Origin of the sequence: Sulfidibacter corallicola (assembly GCF_017498545.1) — a bacterium.
Classification (GTDB): domain Bacteria; phylum Acidobacteriota; class Holophagae; order Acanthopleuribacterales; family Acanthopleuribacteraceae; genus Sulfidibacter; species Sulfidibacter corallicola.
Genome location: NZ_CP071793.1, coordinates 2,312,961 through 2,332,851 on the forward strand (window position 1 = coordinate 2,312,961; position 19,891 = coordinate 2,332,851).

At 59.1% G+C, this 19,891-nt stretch carries 13 protein-coding genes and 3 tRNA genes; 8 read left to right on the forward strand and 8 right to left on the reverse strand.

The features are described 5' to 3' along the window. Positions 1-178 precede the first annotated feature (178 nt). Positions 179-2,992, forward strand: coding sequence for a TonB-dependent receptor (locus tag J3U87_RS06820; RefSeq protein WP_237382286.1), 2,814 nt, complete (start codon positions 179-181; stop codon positions 2,990-2,992). 110 nt (positions 2,993-3,102) lie between these two features. Here the strand turns inward: J3U87_RS06820 and J3U87_RS06825 are convergent, their stop codons facing one another. The 5 genes from J3U87_RS06825 to J3U87_RS06845 form a co-directional block, all read right to left on the reverse strand. After that, positions 3,103-3,927 carry a DUF2797 domain-containing protein gene (locus J3U87_RS06825; RefSeq protein WP_237382287.1) on the reverse strand — a complete coding sequence of 275 codons (825 nt, stop codon included), beginning with the start codon at positions 3,925-3,927 and terminating at the stop codon, positions 3,103-3,105. Positions 3,928-4,676: 749 nt separating this feature from the next. After that, positions 4,677-5,804 carry a CobW family GTP-binding protein gene (locus J3U87_RS06830; RefSeq protein WP_237382288.1) on the reverse strand — a complete coding sequence of 376 codons (1,128 nt, stop codon included), beginning with the start codon at positions 5,802-5,804 and terminating at the stop codon, positions 4,677-4,679. A gap of 241 nt (positions 5,805-6,045) precedes the next feature. Then, a complete protein-coding gene (locus tag J3U87_RS06835) occupies positions 6,046-7,206 on the reverse strand; it encodes a GNAT family N-acetyltransferase (protein ID WP_237382289.1) in 1,161 nt (386 codons plus the stop codon). A 6-nt stretch (positions 7,207-7,212) separates the two neighbouring features. Beyond that, a complete protein-coding gene (locus tag J3U87_RS06840) occupies positions 7,213-7,818 on the reverse strand; it encodes a DUF938 domain-containing protein (RefSeq protein WP_237382290.1) in 606 nt (201 codons plus the stop codon). A 161-nt stretch (positions 7,819-7,979) separates the two neighbouring features. Continuing rightward, positions 7,980-8,522 carry a hypothetical protein gene (locus tag J3U87_RS06845; RefSeq protein WP_237382291.1) on the reverse strand — a complete coding sequence of 181 codons (543 nt, stop codon included), beginning with the start codon at positions 8,520-8,522 and terminating at the stop codon, positions 7,980-7,982. A gap of 912 nt (positions 8,523-9,434) precedes the next feature. Here J3U87_RS06845 and J3U87_RS06850 point away from each other — a divergent pair. Continuing rightward, positions 9,435-11,057 (forward strand): S41 family peptidase, encoded by a 1,623-nt coding sequence (locus J3U87_RS06850; RefSeq protein WP_237382292.1) that lies wholly within the window; start codon positions 9,435-9,437, stop codon positions 11,055-11,057. Positions 11,058-11,237: 180 nt separating this feature from the next. Here J3U87_RS06850 and J3U87_RS06855 read toward each other — a convergent pair whose 3' ends face one another. The 3 genes from J3U87_RS06855 to J3U87_RS06865 form a co-directional block, all read right to left on the reverse strand. Then, positions 11,238-11,741, reverse strand: coding sequence for a hypothetical protein (locus tag J3U87_RS06855; RefSeq protein WP_237382293.1), 504 nt, complete (start codon positions 11,739-11,741; stop codon positions 11,238-11,240). A gap of 241 nt (positions 11,742-11,982) precedes the next feature. Then, positions 11,983-12,897 (reverse strand): hypothetical protein, encoded by a 915-nt coding sequence (locus J3U87_RS06860; RefSeq protein ID WP_237382294.1) that lies wholly within the window; start codon positions 12,895-12,897, stop codon positions 11,983-11,985. 250 nt (positions 12,898-13,147) lie between these two features. Then, complete coding sequence (locus J3U87_RS06865; protein ID WP_237382295.1) at positions 13,148-15,478, reverse strand: response regulator; 2,331 nt, start codon at positions 15,476-15,478, stop codon at positions 13,148-13,150. 755 nt (positions 15,479-16,233) lie between these two features. Here J3U87_RS06865 and J3U87_RS06870 point away from each other — a divergent pair. The 6 genes from J3U87_RS06870 (at position 16,234) to J3U87_RS06895 (ending at position 19,887) form a co-directional block, all read left to right on the forward strand. Further along, positions 16,234-17,787: a tetratricopeptide repeat protein gene (locus tag J3U87_RS06870; RefSeq protein ID WP_237382296.1), complete on the forward strand. Its 1,554-nt coding sequence runs from the start codon at positions 16,234-16,236 to the stop codon at positions 17,785-17,787. A 43-nt stretch (positions 17,788-17,830) separates the two neighbouring features. Next, a complete protein-coding gene (locus tag J3U87_RS06875; protein WP_237382297.1) occupies positions 17,831-18,334 on the forward strand; it encodes a hypothetical protein in 504 nt (167 codons plus the stop codon). Next, positions 18,315-19,391, forward strand: coding sequence for a patatin-like phospholipase family protein (locus J3U87_RS06880; RefSeq protein WP_237382298.1), 1,077 nt, complete (start codon positions 18,315-18,317; stop codon positions 19,389-19,391). Before J3U87_RS06875 ends, J3U87_RS06880 begins: the two co-directional genes overlap by 20 nt. A gap of 215 nt (positions 19,392-19,606) precedes the next feature. Further along, positions 19,607-19,682 (forward strand) — tRNA-Lys (locus J3U87_RS06885). A 14-nt stretch (positions 19,683-19,696) separates the two neighbouring features. Next, positions 19,697-19,772: transfer RNA gene (locus J3U87_RS06890), tRNA-Glu, on the forward strand. 42 nt (positions 19,773-19,814) lie between these two features. After that, a tRNA-Glu gene (locus J3U87_RS06895) sits at positions 19,815-19,887 on the forward strand. Positions 19,888-19,891: the final 4 nt, after the last annotated feature.

The following is a 19,891-nucleotide window of genomic DNA, read 5'->3' on the forward strand; positions in this document are numbered from 1 at the left end:
TTCATCCACAGGTTTTTTCCAACGCTCAGGTTTTATCTACATTTCACTCCCCGCACTTTCATCGTTCCTCTTTTCTCGCTGTCATCAATGCGAATTCGTCGGGGATTTTCGGTGCCATGGCCGTGGTGTATCCCACCGTACCACCGGCTCCAATGAGGTTTTCAGGAGATTTGTTTCTATGCTCAGAAGAACCCTTGTGTGTTGTCTACTCATCGTCTGCGGGTTACCGCTTTCAGCTCAAACCGGGACCAGTGTCATCACCGGCACGGTCACCAACGAAGACCAGCCCTTACCGGGCGCCCTCGTCGTCTTGGAGGGCGAGGTCCTGCAAGGCCAACGTGAAATCGTCACCAACGACAAAGGTCTGTTCCGCTTCGCCCTGCTGCCGCCCGGCAGTGGATACCGGATTCGCGTGACCATGACCGGCTTTCAAACGGCCGTCCGCAAGGACGTCAACCTCCCCTTGGGCAAAACCGTCAAGCTCACGATACCCATTCAACCCCAGTCGGTTACGGACGAGTTGGTCGTCACGGCCGAGGTGCCGATGATCGACACCACCACCAACCAGATTTCCCACAACTTCAGCGCGGAATTCCTGGAGACGGTGACCAACAACCGCCAAATGCAAATGGTCATGGCCATGACCCCCGGAGCCCTGGAAGGCAACAACCCCAGCATGCTGGGCGGCTCCTCGACCGACAACATCTACCTCGTCGACGGTGCGGACAACACGGATCCCTTGTCGAAAACCTGGGGTACCCAAATCAACTTCGACGCGATACAGGACATCCAGGTCATCACCGGCGGGGTTTCGGCCGAATACGGTCGCGGCCAGGGCGCCGTGGTCAACCTGGTGACCAAATCGGGCGGTAACCGCTTCGAGGGGAACGTGCGCTTCCTGAAGTCCGACGTGGAATGGAACGAGGACGCCGACGGCAAGACCTTCGACGAAAGCACCCGGTACACCACGGAAGACCGCATCGCGATGACGCTTGGCGGTCCGATCATCAAGGATCGCCTGTGGTTTTTCGCGGCCTTCGAAACGCGCGGAAAGGAAAAGCAGACCTTCCACTACGCCAATCTCGAAGCGTTCGAATCGCAGGATCTGACCAGGCAGACGACCAATTCGCCCACCTACGAAGGTCACTACCTGAACCTCAAACTGACCTACCAGGCCACGCCCAATCACAGCCTGGTATTGGCCTACAACGAAGACCCCATCGAATTCCCGCTCCATTCCTACCTGAACTACGAGTATTACGGCAACCCCTTCACGGTCAATCGTGAACAGGGCGGCGACACCATGATGTTCGAGTGGAACTGGAACATCAACGCGGTCTCCTATTTGAGCGCCAGAGTACAGCGGTTCGACTCCAACCTGAACAACGTCCCCGCCGACTCGAGCGACATCTCGACGGCGCTCAGACCGGTTCATCAGTTCGTCTCGGCCGAGGCCGGCACCTTCTACACCAACACCTCGCCGGCGCGATCCAACTACCGATCCGACCGCGAATTCGATTCCTACACCGCAACGTACAACTACTTCTTGGATGCGGGCAAAGGCACCCACAACCTGAAGATCGGCGCGGAAGTCCGCGATTCCAGCTACGGCAGCGGCGACGACCTCTGGAACGGCGGCCACCGCATGTACTGGAACGAGCGCAGCGACTGGGCCGCCTTCCTGATCTACACCGACGACCGGCCCACCGCCCTGACCAGCGAATCCTACGGCGCGATCTTCCTGCAGGACGAATGGACGGTCAACGAGCGCCTGACCTTCAACCTGGGCCTGCGTGCCGAGAGCCTGAAGTTCGACAACGTGGAAGGCCGCGAAATCGTCAATCAGAAGCTGGGCGACATGATCTCGCCGCGGGTGGGCTTCGCATATACGCTCGACAAGGGCAGCCTGCACGGTTCGTTCGCGCGCTACTACGATGCGATCGGCGACTGGGTCGTCGACAACAGCCAACCCGACCAGGAATACACCCGTGAGTGGTACTGGCTGAATCCGGCCATTTCGGATCTGGTCGCGCAAGGCCTGCGCCCCTGGGAGAACCCGGCCGATTGGGCCCAGATCAACATCCAGGACCACCCCGACATGTGGGAGTACCGGACCACCTCCACCTTCGGTCCCTCGGGTACCACCCAAATCCTGGGCACCCTGGATCCCTCCTACATGGACGAGTTCACCCTGGGTTACGACTACCAACTGACGCCGATGTACGCGGTGGGCGTCAACACCTATCACCGTACCTGGCAGAACGCTTACGAGGACGCCGACTTCGCCCAGACCGGCGATTGGATCTTCCAGACCGTGGACGGCGAATGGCGCAAGTACCAGGCCCTGATCCTGAGTGCCCAGAAGCGCCTCGGCCCCGACGGCTTCCAGTTCTTCACCTCCTACACCTATTCCAAAACCCGCGGTCGCAGTTCCTCCGACAACTCGACCCTGTACCTGGATTCGCCCTACCAGGTGAACAACTGGTACGGCAAGGTGCTCGACGTGCCGCACAGCTTCAAGTTCAACGGCTCCTACGCCTTCGACGGAGGCTTCACCGTGGGGGTCAACTACATCCTCCAGAGCGGTTCCACCTTCACGCCCGAAATCAGCATCCTGAACCAGATTCCGGACGGCATCAACGAGGACACCTACGAAGAGGTGTGGTACGAGTCGCGCGGCAGCCGCCGCATGGAAAACTACACCCGCACGGACCTCCACCTGGAGTACGCCTTCAAGTTGTTCAACGGCCGCGTTTCGCCGTCGATCTACCTGGACATCTTCAACGTGCTGAACGATCGCCGGGTGGTCGATGTGGACAATTTCATCGGCTACGGCTCGTTCACCACCGACGCCGAACCCGGTTCCGAGGCCTATCTAGAGTACGTGCAGAACAACAGCCCCGTGCTGGACGAGTTCGCCGAGAACTTCGGTGAAGCGACCGAATACTCGTTCCCGCGCTCCTATTACGTGGGCTTCAACGTCAAATTCTGATCCCGCTACCCAAACCCATCTACCGGGAATCGCCCCCGATTCCCGGGATTACCTCCAAGCGATGAAGCCATCGCGAATTCAGGGAGCCGTTTTCGGCTCCCATTTTTCGTTCAGGCCGAGAAGGTGACGTGATAACCGCCGTATTTGCGGATGTTGATGACACCGGTGGAGAGAATCAGGTACTGGCCTTTGATCCCCTTCAGGACACCGCCGATCTCGGGCGTTTTGTCCAAGTTCAGCGAGGTCACCTTGGTCGGAAACTCCAGAACGGGAAAATCGAGTCGCGTTTCGGTCGCCTCGGGAAGAGGCGTCACCGCATCGGGACCGTGCTCGGCCACCAACTCCTCCAGGCCGGGCCGGCATTTCTCCATCAACTCGTCGCGCGCCGCGACCAGGTCGCGCTCCTCGACCTCGCCCTTCAACATCTTGCGCCAATTGGTCTTGTCCGCCACGTGCCGCTTGAAAAGGACCTCCGACAGTCCCGAAACGAGGCGGGTGCCGACCTTCAGGATCGGCAGGGCCTGAATGGCCCCCTGATCGATCCAGCGCGTGGGGATCTGGGTTTCGCGGGTAATGCCGACCTTGATTCCCGAGGAATTGGCGAGATAGACGTAGTGCGGCTTCATGCAGCGAGCCTCGCCCCAATCCGGCTGGCGGCAGGTGCCCTGGGCGAAGTGGCACAACTCGGGTCTGACGATGCAGGTGTCGCATTCGGCCAGGGTCTGGGTGCAGGGGTAACAATAGCCCTGGTGGTAGCTTTTTTTGATCTTGCGGCCGCAACCTGCGCATTCGATGCGGCCCGAGAACGTCAAGCCGATCGTGCGACCGAGATAGGTATTCATGGGAACGCGAAGCTGGTCCAGACACATTTCGTACTGGACCGGTTCCGCCAATGTCGTGGCCATTTTACTCAGGTGACCCGAATAGGTTTCCAATGCAGCATCCTCCCTCTCCGATCCGCAAGGCAGGGCCCCTCTCGCGATGGATGGATCGGTATACGATCCAAGGCGAAAGGAAAAACGATCCCGAATCGAAGGCGGTGCGAAGTGTGGGGCCCACACCGCGACGCGTGGGGGGCTCGAAGCGTTGCTTGTCGGTTTCGGCCCAAACCATACCGCGAATGGACCAAGGGTACAAACAGAAAGCGCCTCGGTGTCCTTGGTGTTCTCATTTGAAACCAATCCGTCTAGAGTTCCCGAATGCCGAGAGATTCGTCGTGCCCGGTAGGATGGGCACGGCCGGTAGGGCCGCTGGCCCGACACTTCGAAGCGATCAAGGCAGCGCAGATACGAAACGCCAAAGCGCGAAGCGTCGATAGAAGCAGGAGCTTCGGAATGTGCGACCAGCGGTCGCACCTACCTGGCCATACCGGCCGTGCACGACGACCCTCCCAGGCAACCGGGACCACCATGCAGGCTCGCTCCGCGCTGTTTCTTTCTCGAAATCGAGCTGGGTATGCCCGCTGGTCCGTAGCTCTCTTGAAGCAAAGTGGTGCTTTCAACCAGAGCTGGGTCTTGCCGTCGCCAATTCTTGATCAGGAAGGCAGGAATGATCGAAACCAGGAAGAGCGGGACCATGATCTGTCCCAAATGCCGATCCTTTCCTGGTTTCCGATGTTCCTGGGTTCCTGCTGAATTTTTTGGATGAACGACCCATGGCCCTTCGCCAGAAACCAGAAATAGTTTCACTGCTCGCCGTTGGAATGGTCCTCCGCCATTCGTTGCTGCATGGCACGCGCCGAGTGTTCCCAGAACTTTTGTGCCCAGCGGTTGATTTGCACTTCCTTCCCGATCGCATCGGCCTGCCGGTCCTCGGCGGCGGTTTCCTTCGCATCGGCAAGACACTGGTCCATCCTCGCGGCCAGACGGTCTGGATCGAGCTTGCCGGCAGCGGCGATGAACACCAATTCGGTGTAGGGCCGGGTGTCGCGCCACAAGCGGTCACCGAGAAAACTCACCCGCCGACCGGCCACCTGGAGCACCGTACGTTCGGCGGGCATGTTCTGCAACTGGACGATCCCCTTGACGCGGTAGACCGAAGCCGGCAATCCGCTCATCATCCGTTTCAACGCCGTGAAATCGAACGGTTTTTCACCGCGATAGGTCCAGGTCTCGAACTCGAGCAGGTGATTCTCGTGGGCGTGTTTCGCGGACTGTTCCACGTCGTGAACATGAACATCCAGCGTGTCCTTCTCCGCGGCCTCCCGCCATTTCTTGCCGCCCAGGCCGAACACCAGCTCGAGTGGAACACGACCTCGAACCGTTTCCACCAACCGCACGTCGGAAACCTGTTGTCGCAGCCATTTCGAAAGGGAGGCGCGCTGGGCATCGTCGAGAAGATCCACTTTGTTCACCAACAACAGGTCGGCCACGGCGATCTGGCGGCGCGCCAGCAGGGCGTTCTTGCCCTTCAGGTCGCGCACCTGCTCGCCATCGACCACCGCGACGATCCCGTCGAGGTACACCTTGGCGCGCAGGTCGTGGGACAGTGCGAAGGTTTGCACGATGGCCGCCGGGTCGGAAACGCCGCTGGCTTCGATCAACAGGTGATCGGGCTTTTCATCGCCGTCCACCATGGAAACCAGGGTTTCTTCCATATCGCCGCGAATGGAGCAACAAATGCAGCCATTGGCCAGGCTCATGGTTTCGCCTTCGATGCGTGTCACCAGATCCGCATCGATGTTGACACTGCCAAAATCATTGACGAGTACGCCAATGCGCCGGCCGTGGTCGGCGTGTAACAAATAATTGAGGAACGTCGTTTTCCCGGAACCCAGAAATCCACTGAGTACGGTGACTGGAACTTGTTTCACGACTCAACCACACTCCTCTCCGTCGTTCGCGGGTGACAGGCGGTCATGCCCCACCCATTCGGCCGCGAGCATCTACGTGTAAATACTCATCGGGACAGGACGGTTATCGCAATTTTAACCAAACTCGACCATCGACGTGTAGCACTCTTTTTGCGCGAATCCCGCAAAATCCAACAATCCCCTCATGGCAGGTCACACGGTCGATACAGCATCCTGCGTCAAAAAGGAACGTCGAACGAGGTCAGGAACGGTCGCGCCGATCGCCGTTGATCATATCGATCTGCTCTTGCTCCAGGTCGTTGATGCGATCGATGTTGGCGTCCCAGATTCGGCCCATGATCGGGTGGTAGAAACGGTGCAGGCTGGGCTTGGGCCGCGCGGGGAAACCGCGGTGCTTCTTTTGGGAGGCCCCGCCGGAACCCGCATCGTAATAGCGAATGCCGCGTTGGATCGCCCACTCGATGGCCTGGTAGTAACAGGTCTCGAAATGAAGGTAATCGTATTCCTCCAGGCAACCCCAATAGCGCCCGAACAGCCACTCGCCCTCGTGAACCAGCAGCGACATGGCGATCGGAAGTTCTCGATCGGGTTCGAAGGCGCACACGAAGGCGATGCGGTCGGCAAGGTGCACCGCCAGCTCGTGAAAGAAGGCCTGTTTCAGATAGTAACTGTATCCCCAATATTTCACGCAGGTCGCGCTATAGAAGAGGAACATGTGTTGAAAGTATTCGGCGGGGATCCGTTCGCCCGAAAGAACGCGAAAGTGAATGCCGGACTCGCGCACCTTGCGTCGTTCGCGTCGGATATTTTTGCGTTGGTGGCTGCGAAACGTGGCCAGGTAGTCGTCGAAGTTCGCGAATCCGGGGTTCTCCCAGATCAGCCCGTGGTGAAGCCAATACTTGAGGCCCAACTGCCGCATCTGGTCCACAAAATTGGGATCGCCGTGGAGAAAGTGACAACCCTGAATGTCCTTGCCGGCACAGAAATCGTCGATTTCGATCATCAAGCGGCGGTAGAGCGATGTCTCGTCCCAATCGGGATCGGTGAGGAAGCGGTACCCGATGGCGGGCGAGAAGGGGCTCATCCCCAAGAGCTTGGGGTAATAGGGAACGCCGACTTGGAGCGAGACGTGGGCCCATTCCTGATCGAAGACGAATTCGCCGCGACTGTGGGCCTTCAGGTAGAGTGCGGCGGCGGCCACCAGCCGCCCCCGATGGCGCAACAGGAGATGGCAGGGCGCCCAGCCCTCGGCCTGGCAGGCACTGCCGGACCGTTCCAAGCCGCGCAGCCAGCGCCAGTCAAGGAAGGGATAGGGGCGCGCCTCAAGGAGCCGGTTCCACGCCTCTTCCGTCACGCGCTCGATCGAATCGATCCACTCCGCCTCCAGGTTCAGGGTCGTCATCGGTCTTCAGTCGAGCACGAAGGTGAGCAGGTGGTTGTCGGCGGGCATGGCCACGTCTCCCACCAAGGCGAACCCTTCGGAGCGAGCCTGCGCCACGACCGCCTCGAAATCGCGAATACCGCTCAGGGGATCGCGCTGGCGGAGCATCTGATCGAAGTTCCGATTACCCGGCCCCGTGTAGTTGCCGTCGTAGTTGAAAGGACCGTACACCGCCAACTTCCCGCGCTTTTCCACGGCGGCGGCCTTCAAGGCACGGGCGGCGCCCGCCAGGAGTCGCTGCACCTGGGGCCACGACACGATGTGAAAGGTGTTGGCGGTAAACACGGCATCGGGCTCGAGTTCCGGCCATTCGGTCTGGTCCACGTCCAGGGGCAGGGGCGAGCCCACGTTGGGCAAGCCGGCATCTTCCAGCCAGCGCCGGATGCCGTCGTGATGCACCGCGAGATCACTGGTCTGCCACGTCAAATGCGGCAGGTGGGTCCCCATGTGTACCGCGTGTTGGCCGGTCCCGGAGCCGATCTCGAGCACGAGCGACACGTCCGCGAAAAAGCGTCGAAGCACCGTGAGAATGGGGTCTTTGTTACGTTCACAAGCCGCCGAGTAGGGTTTCATCGAAAACGTCCTTTCGACCATCGCTGATGGACGCGACGCCCTGTCCACCGGACCCTGGGCATCGCGGTCCTCATGCTAACACGATTGCCGCGGGAGACGATTCGGGTGAAGGGCGAGACCACACGGAGGCCCGTGCCCACCATGCCGGATGCGCGTCGGGATCAAGGCTTCAAAGGACGAATGGTGGCCAACAGGGCAAGTTGTTTTTCCAGATCGAATTCGCGATTGAGGCCGAGTGTCTGTACGCGTACGAGCCCTTCGGGTGTGTCCAGGATCATGAAACAGGAGGTCGCTTCGAAGCGGTCCTGTTCCACCTGGGCCACGCCCATGAAGCGAAAGACCCGATGGATCCGGCCTTCGATGTCCAACTCCACAACGGCCGTGGAACGCGTGTGGAACTCGTTGCGTGCCAAGCGCTTTTCCATGTCGGATTCGATCTCGGCCTCCAGCTCCGCAAGGGTGAGTTCGCGCCAATCGTTCTCGCGGTAGAGCGCGAACAGATTGGTCGTGCGTCCATCCTCGCGTACGTGTTCCATGTCCCAGAACGAGAGCGATTCGACGCCGAACACGCGGGTGTGGGAATAGGGCTGGAACGAAGCCGGCATCTCGACCCGAATCAATCCATGGAGGCGCTCGGCGATCTGCTCGGGATCGCGCACGGCCCGCGACCGCACGAACACCATGATGGCGATGATCACCAGCATCAGGCCAAACCAACCCGCGATCAACCGCAGTATGCAACCTCTTCGTTTTGCGCGGTGCTCTTCATCGTGACGCGCCAAAAAAGCCTCGGCATCTTGAACCTGATTATTCTCACTCGTTTCCATAATGTTCGAGCATCCCCTCGGAGTCATTGATGTCCCGTGCCGGCCAGGAAGCGACCTCGTGCCCATCGTGGCAGGGTTAGAGATGTCAGTCTCCCAGTTAATTCACCTGGACGGGCCCGATATCGTCCCCCAGGCTCCAGGCCTCAACAAGACCTTTAGTACCAGACAATTGGCTGAAACGGAATAGCTAACTGTAGATACCGGTGAACTTTGGGAACTCGGCCGGTTTCGGAGAATCGATTCAAACGATTCCTGATTCCGGGTGGGCACCAGCTCGCCGACAGCGGGCAATCATAACCGAAAACCGCGAGGGGACCCAAGAAAGTCACCCTTCGGCGGCAGAATATTTGGCCTGACATTGTTCGTTTTGCAAGAGTCCTGGAAGGAAATACTCAACTAAACGTGTTCCTACTCCGAATAGATGACCAACCGGAATACATCAGAATCGAATGAAAATCACACCCGATCCATCTTTCGCCCGACGACTTTCGGCCCGAATTGCGCGTATCGAGATAGTGCGGCTTCTCGATCGAGTAACCGCGATCGGCATCTGGCGAAGCCTGCCGACTTTTCGACCAATTTTGACCCACGAGGGTCGAGACACGATATCCCGAAACTTGACACCCGACCCGGCGAAAACGTGACCTCAGCCACAAGCCAAAAGTGTTCCAGCCAACGAACGATCGTTTTTTTAATGTGTTACAGACATTTCCCGACTCCGATTCGCGTTTTGTAATACCATGATGCGATAATGGTAGAGATCGGCTTTCGCATACCGGGAGGATGCCCATGGGGATTGCCAAGCTGTCTTTTATTGCAGCTCTCGCGCTAACGACAACCACCTTTTTGCAACCCCAAGCTGCCGACAAATCCGCCGTTTATGACTCGTTGGACACCATGGCCGAGATCCTGACCGTCGCGAGTGCCAAATCCGCAGTGAAGGTGGACAGCCAGGCGATGGTGGAAAGCGCGATCGAAGGCCTGCTGAACCAGCTCGATCCCCATTCCAGTTATTACAATGCCAAGCGCTACCAAACCTTGCGCGAAGATCAGGCGGGCTCCTTTTACGGCATTGGCATCATCGTCGGATACCAGAACAACGAGCTGACCGTCATTTCCCCGGTGGACGGCACCCCGGCCGCACGGGCGGGCGTTCGCGCAGGCGACGTGATCCGCAAGATCGACAATCAGGAAACCGCCAACCTGGATCTCTACGACGCGATCCGGCTCCTTCGCGGCAAAGAGGGCACGCCGGTGGACGTCACCATTTCGCGCGCCGCGGACTCCCTCGACCTCACCCTCTACCGGGCGGAGATCCCCTCGACCAACGTCCGCACCCATTTCATGCTGAACCGGGAAACCGGATACGTGGCCCTGAAGGATTTCGGTGAAACCGCCGCGGAAGAAATGACCCAAGCCATCCTGGACCTGGAAACGAAGGGCATGAAACTTCTGGTTCTGGACCTGCGCGGCAACCCCGGCGGCCTGTTGCCCCAAGCGATCGCGGTCAGCAGCCTGTTCGTTCCGGGCGACAAGTTGGTGGTCTCGACCGAGGGTCGTCTCTCGAATTCCAATCAGAAATTTTTCAGCGAAAAATCCTCGCCCATCACCCAGGTGCCCCTGGTCGTGTTGATCGATCGCGGCAGCGCCAGCGCCTCGGAAATCGTGGCCGGAGCCATTCAGGATCACGACCGCGGCCTGATCCTGGGGGTCAACTCTTGGGGTAAAGGTTTGGTTCAAAGTGTGTTTCCGGTCGCCGAAGGGGAAAAGGGCCTGGCTCTCACCACGGCACGTTACTACACCCCTTCCGGTCGCAACATTCAGGGTGACTACCAATCGCTGGACGCCTATTACAATCCCGAATCGTCCGAGAAAATCTACTTCACGCCGCTTTCCCAGCTTTCCAACAAGGTCTTCAAAACCATGCACGGCCGCTCGGTGCTGGAAGTGCGCGGCATCACGCCGGACGTCTATCTGGGCTTTTCGGAGTCGCCCCAAGAAATCGAAGCACTGGAAACGAAGCACAACGCCTTTTTCAATTTCGCCATTTCCAAACAGGACGCGATGAAGTCGGTCAGCGATGCTTTCGAGGCCGACGATGCGCTACTCGATGCATTCACGACCTATCTCGAGGGCGAAGGCATCGAAGCCGGCGACCTGACCGCCCACCGCGAGCTGCTGCGCCAGAAAATCACCCATCAGATTCTCTACATCCGCAACAACGCCTGGGCTTGGCGCTATCTCATGAAACACGACCGTCACACCCTCGCCGCCCTGGAATTGGCGCCCCAGGCTGCGGAGCTGTTCCAGGTCTACCTGGGCAAGTCGAACCTGGCGAGCGATTACACCAACAACCTGCGCAACTACGCCAAGCTGAAACTCGCAAAGCAGGCGCCGTCGCAGCCTAGATAATACCCATCCAGAAACGGAAGAACGGCAACACCCAGGTGGTTCGCTGGATGGGCCTAAATAATCGGCACGCGCCACGGGGACGGTTTCGCCGAGCCCGATTCGCAGGTGCCGCTTAGGGGCGCCGGCTAGCCGGCGACGACTTACGGTGGGCTCACGGGCGACGGTCGCTGAGCGCCGCAGTCAGGCCCGGTTTTTCAGGAACTGGGATATGATGTCTTCCACGTCGTCGACCTGGGCGTCGGCATCGATGGCGTCGCGATCCAGAATGTCTTTCCCGGAAGGCGGGATATGGGCCAGGCGGGTCACGTCCGGAACCAACTTGCGGCGAATGTATTCGGAAACGTCGATCAACTGGTGACCGACCTTTTCCAACTTCTGCCGGGTGATATCCTGATACTGATAAAGGTCCAAAATCCCATCGAGATTTTCCAGGCCGTTCTCCGCGTAGCTCAAAATATCTTCCACGCGGGCCATGACTTCGTCGGGCGAGAAATCCTGCTCCTCAGATCGCGACAGAAAGCCCATCAACTCGGCGGACAACCGTTTGATTTCCTCAAAATTATTGATGGAAATCTCAACCTGATCCATGACCCGAGCGGCGCCACCCTCTGATTCCTCGGCTATTTTGTAGAGCTGATCAGGAATGGTTTTTTCCTCATCTGGATCGTCAGGTTTTTTGGCCATCTGAAAAACTCCTCAAGCGCTACCGTAAAAGTCACCCTCTCGCGGGCGGCCACCAGGACTTTATTCTTTAGGAAGCGTTGGCGAATCCGTGCCAATAGGGCCGAAAAAGCGCATCAACCATTCATGTATCGATTTGGACTGAGCACATTCTAACATCCTGGAAACCGCCCCAGGCAAGAAAACACTTGTTACCATTCGATTTCGACGGAAGTGCCGCGCACCCGGGCAGCGCCTCGGCGGCCTAGCGAGTCCAGGTCAAGGAGAGCTTGGCGCCGTCTCCATCGAAAACATTTCGCCCATTTACGGTAGTCTGATAGCCGATATCGATCCGCCAACGTCGTCCAAGGTCGGTAAAGAGATCCAATCCCACCGTCTGCCGGCCGCGATCAGTCGCGTACTCCAAGACGTCAAAGGCGCTACCGCTGTTTTTGCGACTTTCGACCATGTGATAGTGGAGCTTCAGGTAACCGATTTTCATGACTTGGAGGTTGAGCGAGGTGTCGAAAAAGTACTCGTCCTCGGGATCCTCGTTGCGGAAGCGGTAGCCGAAATCCATCTCGAAGCCACCTTGAGTGGGGTAGAAGGTCTGGTTGTAACTCATGATGAAGATCCAACTCAGCCCCTCGTATTCGATCGGCAGGGGATCGTTCTGATCGGCCTCGGCCGGATACCAGATACCGGTCTCCGCCATGAACCGGGTGCCGTCGAGGTTGCCGCTCAGGCGTTGGCGAACACCGGCGTAGACGCCGTCGATCCCGCTGGTCTTGATGGACCCGGCCGGGCCTTCGATTTCGCGCTCCACGTAGCTGGTGTTCCAGACCAGGGTCAGCCCGTTGCCCCAACCAAAGGCAAAATCGAGATCGAGGCGGTTTTCGGTGAAATCGTCGTAATCCGAAAGGCCACTCAAGGGAATGGAGATTTTGTCGCGGTCGAGATATTCGTCGGCTCCCCAAGTGGAGAACCGGGTCTTGAACTGAAGGACGCCGCGATCGAGGGTGTCGTCCAAGGCGAGCGCGGGGCTGCCGAGACACGCCAACACACCGGCGAGCAGGATCAGCCCGCGAAACGATCGTCTCGTGTTTTCAGCGGAAACCGAGACCTGGCTGGTGACGCGAACACCCGATCCGAACAAATTGAAACCATGTGATCCATTCATGGGGTCACCTCAAAATACCTGTTGCCGCACGGCACATACATCGCGCCGATCCGGGGAGGGAGATCGCCCGGCCGCGAGACAAGGCCACATTGTGACAGAAAATCGGAAATCCGTGGGGCCGAAGCGTGCCGCTCGACCGCCATTCGCCGGGCCATTCCGTTGCGAAGCGAAGCGGCCGGTTCGGCAATGCCCGCCGACACGGGTGCAAGAGCGGCTCTCATGCCGATGCACCCGCCTCACGCCAAGCGCCTCATTCCTCCTCGACGCTCTGCTCCAGCTCGTAGATGCGCTTCTTGATCATGGCCTCGGCCAGCTCGGGCACCACCTGCCACACGATCTCGCGGACGTTGTCGGGCACCAGCTTCTCGAGCACGCGATCGGCGACCCGATCGGCAATTTCATCCATTTGCTCTTCGGTCAACTGACCTGCGGCCACTTCGGCCATGGCTTCGGCGATCGGGCCGGTCGTCGCTGCGGCCACCGGGGCGGGGGCGGCCAGCTCCTGTTCGGCCACGGCCACCGGTGCCGCTTCGGGCTGAACGGGTTCTTCCACCTCGTCGAGCAACGGCATCTCGGCGGAAACCGGTTCGGTGTCCAGTTCCTCGGTCTGAATGTCGAGCGGGTTGTCTTCAGCCGGCTCGAACGGTTCGTCGAATCCGGGGCCTCCGGCGAACTCGCCCAGCGGCGATTCCTCGGAAACCTCGGTCTCCAAAGGATTCAGGTCGACCTCTTCGAGCGGTTCTTCCGCGGGGGCGGTCTCTTCGAAAGGCGCAGCCTCTTCCAAGCCCAAGGGCTCTTCCTCGGCGGGAATCTCTTCCACCTCGTCGGCCAACAACGGCTGCTCGATTTCTTCGATTTCGAGCTCGTCCGGCTCGTCGAGCACCTCGCCGGTCTCGTCCATACTGCCGTCGTCTCCGCTGAGGTCCAGGGAATCCTCGTCCAGTTCGTCGTAAACCGGTTCGGCTTCCGCGGGCTCCGCCTCCGTCAGTTCGGGTTCGGTGAACTCGGGATCGGGTTCGGTGAGCTCGGATTCGAGTTCGGGCTCACCATCGTCCAGCACCGCGTCGGGCACGTCACCTTCGGCTTCGGCCGGGGCTTCGTCGAGGCTCAAGACGTCCTCTTCGCCAAATTCCGCCGAAGCCTGTTCGTCGAGTACGGGTCGATCGACGGGCGCGGTATCGTAATCGTTCTCTTCGGTTGCAGCGGCAAGCGGCTGGGTCTCTTCCTCGGGAAGATCCGAGTCTTCGTGTTCTTCGGCCAAATCGCCCTCGTCAAGGTCCATGATGCCTGGATCATCATGGGAATAGTCGGCGAAGGAGGGGGCGGCATCGATTTCTTCCAGCTCGTGATCCTCCAGGTCGTCGAGCCCGGCTTCTTCGAGATCGGCGGTCGTGAGCTCCATGGTATCGTCTTCGCTGGCATCTGCGGGGATCAACGGTTCCCCCAACTCCTGGACGGGCGCTCCAAAGGCGGCATGGTTGCCGGAAGCGGCGCCCGCATCGTTGAATTCTATCGGGCCGTCATTCGATTCCGCTGAGACGAGGCTCACATCCTCCGTCTTTTCATCCTCATAGGGAAGGAAGCCGGCTTCACGGGCCTCTTCGATCTCCTCGGAGGCACTGACCGCATCCCGCGTGGGGTCGTCCTCGACCTCGTCCAGATCTTCGGAGGGCAGGAAAGCCGCCTCGCTGGCCTGGGGCAGGGCTTCTTCGCCGACGGATTCGACGGGCGTGAACTCGGCTTCGGTGGGAGTGGGCAACGATTCGGTATCTCCCCAGCCGTCGTCGGTTTCGTCGTCGGCCAGGGCTTCCGGCTCGCTCCAGTCGTCGTTCGCGTCGACGGGCATGGACTGGTCCGCCGTGTCGCTCAACGAATCGTCGATGCCGGCGTCGAGCGATGCCGCCAGAGGCTCGTCGTCGCCGAGGTCGTCCCCGAAACCGGCCGAAAAATCATTGGAATCCGAAGCGGGATCCCCGGAATCGGCCATCTCGACCACCTCGTCATCCTCGATTTCTTCCATTTCGAAATCTTCGGCGGAGAGAAAGTCGTCCTCGTCATCGAGCGGTTCGGCCACCGCGGTATCCTCGAATTCCACCGGCGCATCCGCGGAGCGCATTTCGGCGGCCTCCCGCGTCAGCACGTCCGGGCTGACGCTGACCGTGGCATCCACGTCGGCACCCGCCATCTCCGGCACCATTTGCGGCATGGGCTGGTCCCGGTCCACGTAGCGGTCGATCATGGAAATCAGTTGTTCCTGGGAGAACGGTTTCACCACACGCTCGTCGATCTCGACGCTGCGCGCCCGGTTTTCGTCGAAGGGTTGAAACCGGCCGGTCAACAACACAACGGGAATATGGCTGAACCTAGGATTGCTTTTGACCGCGCGGCAGACCTCGTAGCCATCCAGCATCGGCATGATGGCGTCGGCGAGAATGATGTCCGGCTGAACCTCTTCCAACAGATCCACGGCGTTCTGCCCGTCCGAAACGCTGGTGAGATCGTAATCGGTGTCGCTCAGGGCCATCTCCACCAACTTTTGGATGGTTGCGCTGTCATCGGCAAGCAATACTCTTTTCCCCATTGCGCGCTCCTAAATTCGTGCTCTCTCTCGAGTGGTAAATCGTGAATTTGATACTAACATGAAATCTCTCTAATCTTAATCTCAAGCAAATCTTTTGATCAAGTTAAAAGGCTGTAACGAAAGGGGATTCTCACACATCCCAGGAACTCGGCAACCCCGGTCGCCGGGGGCGGGGCCGAGGCTGGAAGGAAATTTGCCGCCCGCTCAACCACACCTCTCTCCGTACAGCCCACCGTTCGAAAAGACGAAGCCTCGCCCACGAATTCTCTTCGGGAACCTTTTTGGCGAACTCACAAAGAATCTATCAGCGTTTTTCCGTTTTGACGGTGAGATAAAACAATCACATGCGACGATCACTATCCAATCCGCCCATCGACCGGCGATATCGAAGCGCCGCAACCAAGTTCCCAAACCGCACTTGTCTGTGGCGCCCAGCCGATCCATATAGTCCTCGCTCCACGAAACCACAAGTTTGTATTTCATCAGAATTGTCGGGTAGAATCTGGAAAGCTTAATGGTAAGATGAATTTTGCTTTTACCGGGGGCGCGCAATCAGGTATCAGCGGTCAGGTGTCAGTACCTTTATCCTCAAGGGTTTTCCTTGGTTTCGAGGCGTGTCTCGAAGGCCGGGTCCCAGCGATATTCCGGAAAGGGTTTGAGACCTGAACGCTGACTACGGGCTGTGTCCTCATGGTTCGAGCCTTGGCGACATGTTGCCGCACAATTCACGAAGCGACGCTTGGGAAGGGGTTTGAATGGGCGTAGATCTGAGGCATTTCGATGACGAATTACAGCAAATCCTTCTCGAACTCAAGGAGAACCCGGAGAACGTGGAGCTCCTTGCGAAGGTCTGCTACGAGTTCAACATTCGCTCGTACCACAACCTGTGCATCACCTACGCGCGCAGGGGCCTGGCCAAGGATCCGTTCCACGCCAGCCTGTATTACGAGCTGATCATCGCGAGCAGCCTCGACACCGCCCACATCCTCGAAGAGATCCTGACCGAGCTGGAAGGAATTCTGGAGAGCCGCCCCGGCGACGTCGGTGCCCGTCGCAACCTGGCCCTGACCCATTACTTCATGGAAAACGACGAAGAGGCCGAGCGCATGCTGCGCGACATCCTCCACGGCGGCGACGAGGAAAACGGCGATCGCCAGTCCTACGAAATCCTCGCCCAGCTCGAGTACGCCCACGGCCATTTCGATGGCTGCATCGACTGTTGCGAAAAAGCCATCGCACAACCGGGTCCCGCGGCCCGTGCCACCCGCCTCAAGGGCATGTGCCACCAGGAATTGGGCCAACAGGAAGAGGCCATGAGCGCCTACACCCAAGCGCTCGAGATGGAACCGCACTTCGTTTGGGCCTGCCACTCCTTCGCCTCGCTCCATTTCGAACGCGGCGACTTCAAGCAGGCCATGCGCTATTTCGGCAAGGCCACCTACACCAACCCCAACGATCCGGGCAATCTGTTCCTGCTGGCCGAAGCCTTCATGGACATGGAAGCCTACGACCTGGCCATGGGCGAACTCACCAAGTTGCTGATGTGCAAGCCCATCAAACGCATCGAGGCCGAGGTCTACAACGCCTTGGGTTACCTGTGGATCAAGAAGGGCGATCCCGACCGTGCCCGCCAGAACCTGACTCAGGCCATCGAGCTGGAGCCCGAACTGGCCGTCGCCTATTTCAACATGGGCCTGCTCGCCCAGAAGGAACACAACTTCCCGCTGGCCGAACGCCACTTCAAGAACGCGATCGCCATCGACTCGCAGAACATGGACGCCTGGGTCGAACTGGGCTTTCTCAACATCCAGCAGAAGAAGTACGATCAGGCCGAGGAGTGCTTTCAGACCGTGCTCGACCTGGATCCCGACGAGGCGCAGGCCTACCTGGGCCTCTCCAAGCTGTGCCAGCGCGAGAAGGATGCGGACGCGCAGTTGGAAACCGCCCAGCGCGCCTACGAGCTGGATCCCGATCATCCCGAGATCTGCAACAACCTGGGTATCGCCTACGAATGCAACATGAATTTCGAACAGGCCGAGGATGCCTACACCCGCGCCCTGGAATTGGATCCGTTCCACTCGCCGGCGGCGAACAACCTGGGGTACCTCTACGAGAAAAAGATCAAGCTCCTGCCTTCCGAAGAGAATCACTACCGCAAGAAAGCGATCGAAGCCTGGACGAAACGCCTCCAAATCTGCGTCGTCAAGAAGAAGTCCATCAAGGGTGCGACGACCCACCTCCTGAAACTGGGATTGACCCAGCAGGAAATCGACGCTCTCTCGGAGGCTCCCTACCAGCCCGAGTCCTGAGCACACCATGGATCGCCTCACCTGTCCCATTTGTGGTGATACCATGGAGGATCACCGACCGGCGGGGGAGCTGGCCAAGGCATACAGACGGTACGAGTGCACCGGCTGCGGCGCGGAGTTGCGCCAGTACTACGATCGCGCGGGTGGCACCAAGGCCGAACGGGCGAAACACGAAGGCGGTTCGCCTCATCTGGAATGCCCGGAGTGCGCCTTCGGCGACATCGCCTGCACCCAGTGCGGGGACACGCTCTGTCCCCAACACGTACGCACGTTCGAGAAATACGCCACCTACCTGCCGGCGCCCATGATCGAGGGCCTGATCGAGGTCAACGGCAACGGCGTGTTTTGCCCTCTCTGTTTTCAAAACGCGCTCAAACGATACAATTACGGCACGAGCAAGCCGCGCCGGACGCCGCGTCGGCCGTTCAACCTCCCCATCATTCTGGCACTCTGCAGCCTGTTTCTCATCATCGCCATTGGATTGCGACAATGTGGTCATTCACCACAGCCTCAAAAGGAGCCTGCAGTTGAGCAACCCAGCCCTTGATCGAAGCATCGGGGTCCACCTCGCCTTGGGCGGCGGCGCGGCCCGCGGCCTGGCCCACCTGGGCGTGATCAAGGCGCTCCAGGAACACCAAATTCCGATCGCCAGCATCTGCGGCACCAGCATGGGTGCACTGGTGGGCGCCTGCTTCGCCCTCAATCCCGACGCCGAACAGGTCATCGACGACTTCATTCACCACGTCAACAGCGAGAAATTCAACAAGGCCCGATTCACCGTCATCCATCAGGTTCAGAAACAGGAGAGTCGCGATCGGCGCTTGACCCTCGCCGCCAGAATGCGGCACGGCTGGCTGGTGGGCCGCTCCCTGACCACGGGCTCGATTCTCTCCTTCGACGAGTTTCGCTCGGAAGTGTCGTCCCTGATCCCCGATCGCACCTTCAAACAGCTCAAAATTCCCTTTTTCGCCGTCGCCTGCGACCTGTTGGCGGCCCGCGAAGTGGTGTTCCACGAGGGCTATCTGCGGTCGGCCATCATGGCATCCTCGGCCATTCCCGGCGTCTTTCCCGGCGTCCAGGCCGGCACCACGGTTTACGTGGACGGCGGGTGGATCAACAAGATCCCCACCCGTCCTCCGGTGGCCTTCGGGGCGCCGCACGTGATCGGCATCGACGTCTCGGACAACTACACGGCCGAATTCAACCCCAGACGGGGCTACTCCATGCTGAACCAGGCCAATGCCGCCTCGCAGATTCGCCTCCAGGAACTCCAGACGGAACACGCCGACCTGATGTGGCGGCCGCCGATCTCGGTGCTCCACTGGTCCGAATTCACCCAAATCGAGCGCGCGGTGGAAATCGGGTACGAATACGCGTCGGCCCACATCCACGAAGCGGAAGCCCTGTTGGCCCCGCCGCCCAAACCCACATGGCGCGAGCGGGTGAAACAACGCTTTTTTCCCGATCCGGCGCCCAAACCGCGGTTCCAACCCGGCTTCGACGCGCGCGGAATCTGGGATATCCAGGAAGCAGAAGAAAGTCGTCTTCAAAACCAACACAAGACCGAAAAAATCGACACAGCCAAATCAATTACACATCAATAGGAAAACAATCAGGCCCATTTCACACAACATTGTACAAAACAGCGCAAATCGAGCGCCCTTCCAAAGACCGCATTCCACACACAAACAACTGTAATGAAATGGGATAACCCACTCACCCGCCCTCCCCCAAAAAATCTCAAAAAAATGGTTGACGGCTCTTGGGGGTTCCATTATTATTACGACTCGTTGCTCGGGAACGAGCGTCACACGAGAGTGACCCGTTAGCTCAGTTGGTAGAGCATCTGCCTTTTAAGCAGGGTGTCGATGGTTCGAGCCCATCACGGGTCACCACTTTCCTTCTCAGTGCCCCCATCGTCTAGAGGCCTAGGACACCGCCCTTTCACGGCGGCGACAGGGGTTCAAATCCCCTTGGGGGTACCAAGAGACATTGTTTCCTGGGTACTGAGAAGATTTTCATGGCCTGCCCCCATCGTCTAGAGGCCTAGGACACCGCCCTTTCACGGCGGCGACAGGGGTTCGAATCCCCTTGGGGGTACTTG

Coding starts and splice junctions, on each gene's coding strand:
- J3U87_RS06840 (WP_237382290.1), bottom strand. CDS start 7,818: ATGAAACCCTACTCGGCGGCTTGTGAACGTAACAAAGACCCCATTCTC.
- J3U87_RS06855 (WP_237382293.1), bottom strand. CDS start 11,741: ATGGCCAAAAAACCTGACGATCCAGATGAGGAAAAAACCATTCCTGAT.
- J3U87_RS06875 (WP_237382297.1), top strand. CDS start 17,831: ATGGAGGATCACCGACCGGCGGGGGAGCTGGCCAAGGCATACAGACGG.
- J3U87_RS06820 (WP_237382286.1), top strand. CDS start 179: ATGCTCAGAAGAACCCTTGTGTGTTGTCTACTCATCGTCTGCGGGTTA.
- J3U87_RS06865 (WP_237382295.1), bottom strand. CDS start 15,478: ATGGGGAAAAGAGTATTGCTTGCCGATGACAGCGCAACCATCCAAAAG.
- J3U87_RS06870 (WP_237382296.1), top strand. CDS start 16,234: ATGGGCGTAGATCTGAGGCATTTCGATGACGAATTACAGCAAATCCTT.
- J3U87_RS06845 (WP_237382291.1), bottom strand. CDS start 8,522: ATGCTGGTGATCATCGCCATCATGGTGTTCGTGCGGTCGCGGGCCGTG.
- J3U87_RS06860 (WP_237382294.1), bottom strand. CDS start 12,897: ATGAATGGATCACATGGTTTCAATTTGTTCGGATCGGGTGTTCGCGTC.
- J3U87_RS06850 (WP_237382292.1), top strand. CDS start 9,435: ATGGGGATTGCCAAGCTGTCTTTTATTGCAGCTCTCGCGCTAACGACA.
- J3U87_RS06835 (WP_237382289.1), bottom strand. CDS start 7,206: ATGACGACCCTGAACCTGGAGGCGGAGTGGATCGATTCGATCGAGCGC.